General features: G+C 37.1%; 8 protein-coding genes. 3 read left to right on the forward strand and 5 right to left on the reverse strand.

The genetic code is table 11. The features are described 5' to 3' along the window. The first annotated feature begins 367 nt into the window (after nt 1–367). The 3 genes from R7V76_RS12785 to R7V76_RS12795 all read left to right on the forward strand — a co-directional run bounded on the left by R7V76_RS12785 (nt 368) and on the right by R7V76_RS12795 (nt 3,028). Nucleotides 368–1,177, forward strand: a complete 810-nt coding sequence (locus R7V76_RS12785) for an SMI1/KNR4 family protein (RefSeq protein ID WP_318092914.1) — start codon at nt 368–370, stop codon at nt 1,175–1,177. 177 nt (nt 1,178–1,354) lie between these two features. After that, a complete protein-coding gene (locus R7V76_RS12790; protein ID WP_318092929.1) occupies nt 1,355–2,320 on the forward strand; it encodes a helix-turn-helix transcriptional regulator in 966 nt (321 codons plus the stop codon). A gap of 78 nt (nt 2,321–2,398) precedes the next feature. Then, nucleotides 2,399–3,028 carry a type 1 glutamine amidotransferase family protein gene (locus R7V76_RS12795; protein ID WP_318092915.1) on the forward strand — a complete coding sequence of 210 codons (630 nt, stop codon included), beginning with the start codon at nt 2,399–2,401 and terminating at the stop codon, nt 3,026–3,028. Between the two features lie 367 nt (nt 3,029–3,395). Here R7V76_RS12795 and R7V76_RS12800 read toward each other — a convergent pair whose 3' ends face one another. The 5 genes from R7V76_RS12800 to R7V76_RS12820 all read right to left on the reverse strand — a co-directional run bounded on the left by R7V76_RS12800 (nt 3,396) and on the right by R7V76_RS12820 (nt 7,293). Further along, nucleotides 3,396–3,569, reverse strand: a complete 174-nt coding sequence (locus tag R7V76_RS12800) for an SAP domain-containing protein (RefSeq protein WP_318092917.1) — start codon at nt 3,567–3,569, stop codon at nt 3,396–3,398. Nucleotides 3,570–3,764: 195 nt separating this feature from the next. Then, nucleotides 3,765–4,139 (reverse strand): hypothetical protein, encoded by a 375-nt coding sequence (locus R7V76_RS12805; protein ID WP_318092918.1) that lies wholly within the window; start codon nt 4,137–4,139, stop codon nt 3,765–3,767. A gap of 201 nt (nt 4,140–4,340) precedes the next feature. Further along, nucleotides 4,341–5,303, reverse strand: a complete 963-nt coding sequence (locus R7V76_RS12810) for a hypothetical protein (protein ID WP_318092919.1) — start codon at nt 5,301–5,303, stop codon at nt 4,341–4,343. Further along, nucleotides 5,300–6,526 carry a glycosyltransferase family 2 protein gene (locus R7V76_RS12815; RefSeq protein ID WP_318092921.1) on the reverse strand — a complete coding sequence of 409 codons (1,227 nt, stop codon included), beginning with the start codon at nt 6,524–6,526 and terminating at the stop codon, nt 5,300–5,302. Before R7V76_RS12815 ends, R7V76_RS12810 begins: the two co-directional genes overlap by 4 nt. Next, nucleotides 6,523–7,293 (reverse strand): hypothetical protein, encoded by a 771-nt coding sequence (locus R7V76_RS12820; protein WP_318092923.1) that lies wholly within the window; start codon nt 7,291–7,293, stop codon nt 6,523–6,525. Before R7V76_RS12820 ends, R7V76_RS12815 begins: the two co-directional genes overlap by 4 nt. Between the last annotated feature and the right edge of the window lie 393 nt (nt 7,294–7,686).

The raw sequence follows: 7,686 nt of genomic DNA on the forward strand, positions 1-7,686 counted from the left end.
GATGAGAACAGGAACCATGGGCTGTTCATATATCATGCTATCTATCAGCAATGGAAGCGGATGGAAAAGAAGTCGAGCAAGTTCCCTACTTCAAATCGACGTAAGCCCATCGAACTCGGCGAATTACTCTTGGAGCGACTTATGATTCATCCCTTTCCTTGGATCCGTTCTTCTTCGCTTATGTACTTCTCATTAACCCCTAACCATCTTAAGAGAACTGATTCTCTTTAGTAGCTTTGAAAGTAGACGCTGCGTGAGAAACTGTCGATTCGTACAAGCCAAATAGAGCAAGATTTCAATCAATCCAATTACTACTATGAATACATAAGAGACGTACATAAATTTTTCTGAGGAAGAAGGTCTTTATTTGATTTTTTGGTGTGAAAAAGTAGAGGGTGGCACCAAACCCTTTTTAAACGATGTTGAAATTACGCAACTTCAAAACGAACTAAACGTACAATTTCCTAAAAGCTACATTGAAAAATTAAAGAAACAGAACGGCGGACAGGTTGTTTTTAATGCTATATCTGTAGATTTTGAAAATACCTGGTCAGAGCCTGATTTTACGTTACATCTACCGTTCTATGCTATGGAATCCTTAACATACGATACCTATAATTTATATAAAGGTATTTTACCTGAATGGGGTATACACGGTAAAAATATGATCTTCGCTGAATCTGAGGGTATCTACTGGTATTATTTTAAATTTAGCGATGATTCGAATAACCCATCCATTTGGTGCCTCGATATTTCTGATGTCTCTAATCACTTGGTAGCATATTCTTTTGATGAATTACTGACCAAGCTTTATGTTCAGAAGAGTGAGCCACTTGATTTGGATGATGTTTTTGTAGGCTTTCCTACGATGGAAGAAATTTATGAAATAGTCGAAGGTAATGATGAGGACGCTATTTTAGAAGCCTACTCCTATTGGATGACTTTACGTCAGGATATAAAAGGCTTGGTTCGTGAATTGATTAAAAAGATTGAGCAAAGTGACGATGAAGATATGCTTGATGCCTATGCCATGTATTTAACTGAAATGATGGTCAATTCATCAGGAAGTGAATCTATCTCATTTGAGGAAGTCATCTCATTGTTTAATAAAAAAAGTTCCATTGTAAACTTGAATGCCCAAGTCTCAAGATTACGTGAAGAAGTCTTTGGAGGATAAACTAATACCATAAAAGAAAAAAATGTATTAAATCGGACTGAATCTTGAATGACAGACGTTCGATAAAGTGTGCTCCGTTTGAACTGTCCATAACATTTAACTCAATTTGATAAACCTTCGAACCAAAAAAAAGTAACATGCATGTTAAAATCGACAGAAAAAGTGGGGGAGATTTTTGTGGCTAAAAGCGATAACTTACTGGCCATCCTATGGATGTTACAATCCGAGAAAAAAGTCACTGCAAATCAGATTTCAGAGCATCTTGAGATGAACGTCAGAACAGTCTATCGATATATTGAAACTCTTTGCTCAAGTGGGGTCCCGATAGTAGCAGAGACTGGTCATAATGGTGGATATACTCTACTGAATCATTTTAAGGAAGCCCCTTTATATTTTGACCTTGAGGAACAGGCTGCGATGTACCATGCGGCTACTTTCGCAAGTGAAGCTGGATACTACGGAAATGAAGCGCTGAGTCGAGCAATTGCAAAAATAAATAAAAATTCAAATCATAGACAGAACGAGAAGGTACAGGAGTGTATCCATAGTCTTGAGGTCATAAATCATCGCAAGCTGGATCTACCGAAGTCCGTACCTCACTTAAGGGACATAGAACGTACCATAGCAAGACAATTCAGTATCACGATAAAATACCGTAGTAAAAATGCACGAGACGCTCAAATCCGGTTGATAGATCCGTATAAAATCATTTATTGGAGGAACAACTGGTATGTCATCGGTCGATGTCATCTCAGAGACTCCATCCGTAGTTTTAAGATAGACCGTATCGAACATTTATCCCTGACTGAAGTACAGTTCGATCGTCCTGCTGACTTTTCAGGGACGGAATCTTTTCTGCAGAATCTTCTTCCGAACACCGTGAACGATGAATCGTTGACTGAATTGGTCATAGAGGGGAATGAGTCGGCAATTAAAGAGATATGCGGCCATTGGTACTTAAAGAAATGCCTCAAACACCAAAGTAAGAGAAAAGTCGTATTCACTTTAGAACAGTCCGTCTTAGAAGATCAAATTCCAGGACTGATTATAGCGTTCGGTAAATCGATCCGAGTCATTTCCCCTATCGATTTTAGAAATAAGGTCGTGGAACGCATATTAGAGCTAGTTGAATTCCATAGATGAATTCTGACTTCACTGACTATAGTTGTCAGGTAAGGCAACTTATACTTGCTTCATATCAAACTTGATAGGAGCGATTTCATGAAACGACATGCTTATATTTATGTGTTTGACTCGATTGCTGATTGGGAGTACGGATATTTGATGACCGAATTAAACTCAGGAAGGTATTTTAAAAAGAACGTCCCTTCTTTTACGGTAAGAACGGTAGGAATAGATCCGGGCACAATTACGACCTTGGGCGGTTTGAAAGTGGTACCGGACATTACAGTTGAGCAGATGAGATTAACTAATGAGGATTTGTTGGTATTACCAGGCGGAAATACTTGGGGTGAATCCATACATTCCCCTATGCTGAAAAAAGTTGGTGATGCCTTGACATCGGGTACCTTGGTAGCTGCAATTTGTGGCGCTACGGAAGGTTTGGCGAACACAGGTCATCTAGACTCTCATAAGCATACTAGCAACGATCTATTGTATCTTCAGTCGGTCAGCCCAACCTATAGAGGAAGATCACTGTATCAAGTACTTCCCGCAGTAAGAGACAAGAATCTGATCACGGCGACCGGTCTGGCTCCTCTTGAGTTTGCAAAAGAAGTGATTGAAGCATTAGACGTTTTTGCACCGGATACTTTATCAGCCTGGTATGGACTCAACAAAATGAATGACTCTACATACTTTTTTCAGCTTATAGAAGCGACGAACATCTGAGTCTGATTGGCTGGATTACGAATACAAATGAGGTTTGAAAACGGGAATAAAGCAACAGCATTCTTTTATCTGCAAAAGAATGCTGTTGCTTTATTCATTCACGATCTCTAAAAGAATCGACATTAAAATTCTCCGGCCTTTTTTGGTATTTGTTGATTTTAAGAATAGGTGGCGCGGTTAAGGCGGTTACCATTATCAAACAAGAGAACAACGAACATTTCTGCCACTCCGTTCAAACCTCCAAGAGAGCACAGCTTCGAGGAGGCACTACGCCATATAGGGAGACTTATCTCGTAATGGAACTGGTGTTGACCAAACAATGAAGCCTTTGATTGCTAAAACTATTTATTCATTCGCCAGTTAATGTTTAGGTAGGTCTTACTCCCGTACGAAGGAAAAGTTCGATTCGATCAGCTAACTCAACTTTAGAACCAGAATCATTCATTCCATGCTCGCTACAAAGTGTTTTTAGATCTTCTTTTAACCAGTAATAATCTTTAAAGCTTTGCACGTTCATGTCTTTAGTAAGAGTTGGTCTCATATATTGCTTTACCTCCAGCATTATTATAATCCGCTGACGTCAGTCATGTTTGTTTCAACTTACTTTCAAGATTGACCGCGTAAGAATATTCAGACTAACCTACCTCATTTTTTATTACATTATTTGGATAGATGACCTCACTCCAGTGTATAGATTCGGGCTTCATGTCAGCGTGTCTATGCTATTTAATACATTTTACAAGTTTGAAATTTTATCAAATGAAGTAGACTTACCATTTATAAAAACATCAATTACTTCATGATTGGGGTCCAGTGTTAATTTGTAGACATGCTGTTTAACCTCATCACTATCATTGTTTGATACATCTAATTTTATCTGTACTGTTTCTTTTTGAACTTCAAGATCAGTAGCAACGGTACCTTTGGTTTGATAAACAAGATAGGATACTTCTTCTTTTTCATTAAGTAATTGCAAAGTAGAATTCGGTTCAATCTTTGCCTGTACGTTGTCTGGCACTCTTTTTATCTCACTAAAACTGAGTTTAGAGTCGTTTAGACTACAAGCCGACAATAAAATCGATATTAAAGTGAACAGTAGTATTTTCTTCATAACGTATCCCTCATTCTATTAGATTTTTATTCGGATTAAAAATAGTTTAAGTGCAATTAAGTTACATTTAATTTTTCGATGCTACTAATCTATATCTTTCAAGATGTTGATTTTTTAGTGTTTGAAATGAAAATTATTACTACAATTAAAGCAATACAAACAACCAATAGATTGGCAAGTTTTACTTTTCAAATTATCTATTTAGTGTGTCTCTATTGCTTTATTCAATACATCAAATACATGAACAGAACTTGGATTCACTGTATGGATAGAGTTAAGACGTTTCAGAATAATAGACTGTTCTGAACTAGATACAATCGGAAGTAATAGCGCATAGACAGAACTAGATTCATGTTTAGTCGAAGGGATTTTCGAAGACCGGTTATAGTGTGCATAAATTTTTCCTTCTTGAAGTTCTTCTGTTATGAAACGATTAAAGTCTGAATCGATACGGCCTGTTAGACTAAACTTCAATCGTGCAATCAGGACTTGATCAATCATGTTGACGGTCTTTTCATTCGCCCATTTGAATTCATTTTTCTTAGAAAAATAAAGTTCTGGAGTGAATGGTCCTACTTGTGGAGCATTTTTTAGTAAGTCCTTAGTTGGTTGAAGCAACTGAAGTCGTTTCAATGGCTCATAATCTAGATAATTCAAGTGGAGGACTGATGTAGCTTCTTTGTATCTCCAATCATAAAAATCTACCCATTGTCCATTTAGAAATTGATGTTTCAATAGCGTTGTTTCAATCTGATTAGCAAGTTGCGTATATGCAGGTTCGTTGAACCGATGCCCTGCCTGTATTAAAGTTTCAGAAATGCGCAAATCATCAATCAGTGCGTTTGTAGTCGTTTGATTACCTAATTCCCATTTTACGAAAGTATCCGGACCTTGTACTTTTAAAAAATGTGACTTAAGTACTTTTACTTGTCCTTCAAATCTATCAGCATCGCCTTTCAACAATAAATACTGCATATATTGTCCGAGACTCTCTGAGAGGATTTGAGTGTTTGGACGGTCATAAGCATGAATTAAACTATTCTTCATGTAGTCATTTTCAATTAATTCTATTGCCGAATCTTTCTGTAATGGGCTGAAATAATACCATATGCTGATCAAGGCAACTAGTAATAGTACCAATGTGCTAACAAATCGTTTCTTCATGTCTCGACTTTTACCCGTTTGGTCTTATCCCATACGATGACTTCCTTCCGCATTTTGCTTTTGATATAGGCGAAGATGCCGCGGAATAAAAGGATGACGAATAGTTGGGCGTAAGTGAAATACATAATTAGTCCGACGAATACATTACTGGGGGTAGCGGTCTTTTCAAGTTCTTGCGCTGCTAAAATTTGAATTGTATAAACAAGATACGTCATGAACCAAAAAAGAATAAGGGGTGTCGTTGCTTGATCAAATGCATAGCCGAACAACCCTAAAACCAAAACGATGTCAGAAATCAATAACAAAAAAATAAACAAGAGATAAGTCATGATGTGTTGTAAAGAGTGAACAAGTGTCCGTCCTTTCCAAAATTCCCATGTACGTATAGATTTTTCTAAAAGATAGATATTTCCTAACATCCATCGTGTTCGCTGTTTCATATATACTTTCATCGTCTCCGGTTCTTGCTCCCATGTTTCGGCTTCATAAACGACTGGTAATGTATAACCTAGAGCGGTGATCCGCATCGTTAGCTCCGCATCTTCCGCCAATGCATAAGGATCATACCCTCCAATATTTTCAATTACATCACGTCGTAAAAGCATATTCGTTCCAGCCAAAGAACCCGTCTTAAATGCTTTCCATCGCCCACTCTGCATAATAAGTTGAAATACTTGAAACTCGATTGCAATCATGCGAGTTAGCATATTTGTCGTCGCATTAATCGTTTTGACCACTCCAACAGCACCGCAGGCATTTTTCGTTGAATGCGCTTGTTCGACAAGTCTTGTGACAGTATCCGGCTTTGGTTGATTGTCTGCATCAAAAATCAAAAAATACTCCGAATCTGTTATGGAAAGACCATAGTTCAAGACACGTGATTTACCAATAGGATCACCCTTCGGAACCTTTACATAATGCATGCGGCTGAACATTGTAGTGAACTCTAGGGCAATAGAGCGTGTATCATCTTGTGATTGATCATCCAGTAAAAAAACATCTAGGTCACCTGGATATTCGATGGCCATCATCGCTTCTAGTGTTTGGCGTATGACAATTCCTTCATTGTATGCTGGAATGAGAACGGCAACTGTTGGATAATGTACCAGTTTAACGGGCTTTTTTTTACTATAACGATCCAAAATACCAGCAACCGTTAAATACGAGTAATACAACAGAAGTAACCAAAAAATACTCATGATCACATTGAGGATAATATTCATTTGTGCACCCTCTCTTGTTGATCTAATGTTTCTTCAACAGAACTATTTACATGTAACTGTGAAAATTCAAATGGGAAGTCGACGGTCGTAAATCGATTCCTTAATTCTTTTTCATATCGTGACCAAGCAATGTTAGCACCTGTCGAATCTGTATTCTGAAGAAAAATAATAAATTCTTGACGGTTTCTTTGAGACATGACATCAAAATGCGCTCGGAAAACCTTTAAACCAGCGTTGGTCAATTGTTGCATAATACTTTTTTTATTAAATTTAGTAGCTGGAATTTGAATATGGAATAATATGTTCTTTTCTTCACGACGCTTCGCTCCTGCAATTAAAAAATCTGTTCGATCTAAAAACTCACTATAACTCAAAAGTTGCGGAGATTCAGAAAACCCTTCTAGCAATTTTACTCGTTCTTGTAGCTCCTTATTGTTCTCAAAAATACTTCGGAGTTGTCGTAGAAAAAGCCAGTAAAGGAAGACACCGAATGAAGAAAGTAGATGTTGAGCGATGTAAAAAAGTTGTTGTTCGTTCGTAGCTGCGTTATACCAAGATAAAACTAAATATACAAACCCAAGACCTAATGTATAAGTAACGAGAATCAAGAAGTTTATACGTCCACTCATCCACGTCATAAGTAGCAAAATAGGAAGTAAGATAAAAGGAAGGGGTGAAGAATTCAAGTCAAATTCTAGCTGATAAATGATTAACACAGTAGCCAATAAACTAAGTAGTAACAACAAAGAAAAAGCATAACGCTTCATCAAAAAAACCTCACATTCTACATTTGAAATTACGAATGATTTCGTTTAGAAAGTGAGAGTGTAACAAAATAAGTAAAACACCATTAAATCTGTGTACTCAAAGACTCTCTTCGCTTCACAAAGAGGAAAAATGGCTTTATTACTTGTTTCTCCCAAATCCTTTAATAGAGTAACAAGAGAATTGTTTAACGACAAGGGACATGCTCAGTTAAGATTTCAGAAATTCTGTTCTCAATTTTTTTTGTTAAATCATATTTTTAACAATTTGAAATGACGAATTGTAATATTAAGTGCAACACCTAGCTGAAAACACAAAAAAACCCATAACGGCCTCGTGTAGAATAAAGTTACCACACCACATTCAACGGAGGATTCGTTATGAGCTATGTTCAT

Source organism: Exiguobacterium artemiae (genome assembly GCF_033342815.1).
Taxonomy (GTDB): domain Bacteria; phylum Bacillota; class Bacilli; order Exiguobacteriales; family Exiguobacteriaceae; genus Exiguobacterium_A; species Exiguobacterium_A artemiae_A.

Excerpts from the sequence above, each read along its gene's own strand:
- R7V76_RS12800 (WP_318092917.1), bottom strand. The coding sequence starts at position 3,569 with ATGAGACCAACTCTTACTAAAGACATGAACGTGCAAAGCTTTAAAGAT.
- R7V76_RS12810 (WP_318092919.1), bottom strand. The coding sequence starts at position 5,303 with ATGAAGAAACGATTTGTTAGCACATTGGTACTATTACTAGTTGCCTTG.
- R7V76_RS12820 (WP_318092923.1), bottom strand. The coding sequence starts at position 7,293 with ATGAAGCGTTATGCTTTTTCTTTGTTGTTACTACTTAGTTTATTGGCT.
- R7V76_RS12815 (WP_318092921.1), bottom strand. The coding sequence starts at position 6,526 with ATGAATATTATCCTCAATGTGATCATGAGTATTTTTTGGTTACTTCTG.
- R7V76_RS12805 (WP_318092918.1), bottom strand. The coding sequence starts at position 4,139 with ATGAAGAAAATACTACTGTTCACTTTAATATCGATTTTATTGTCGGCT.
- R7V76_RS12795 (WP_318092915.1), top strand. The coding sequence starts at position 2,399 with ATGAAACGACATGCTTATATTTATGTGTTTGACTCGATTGCTGATTGG.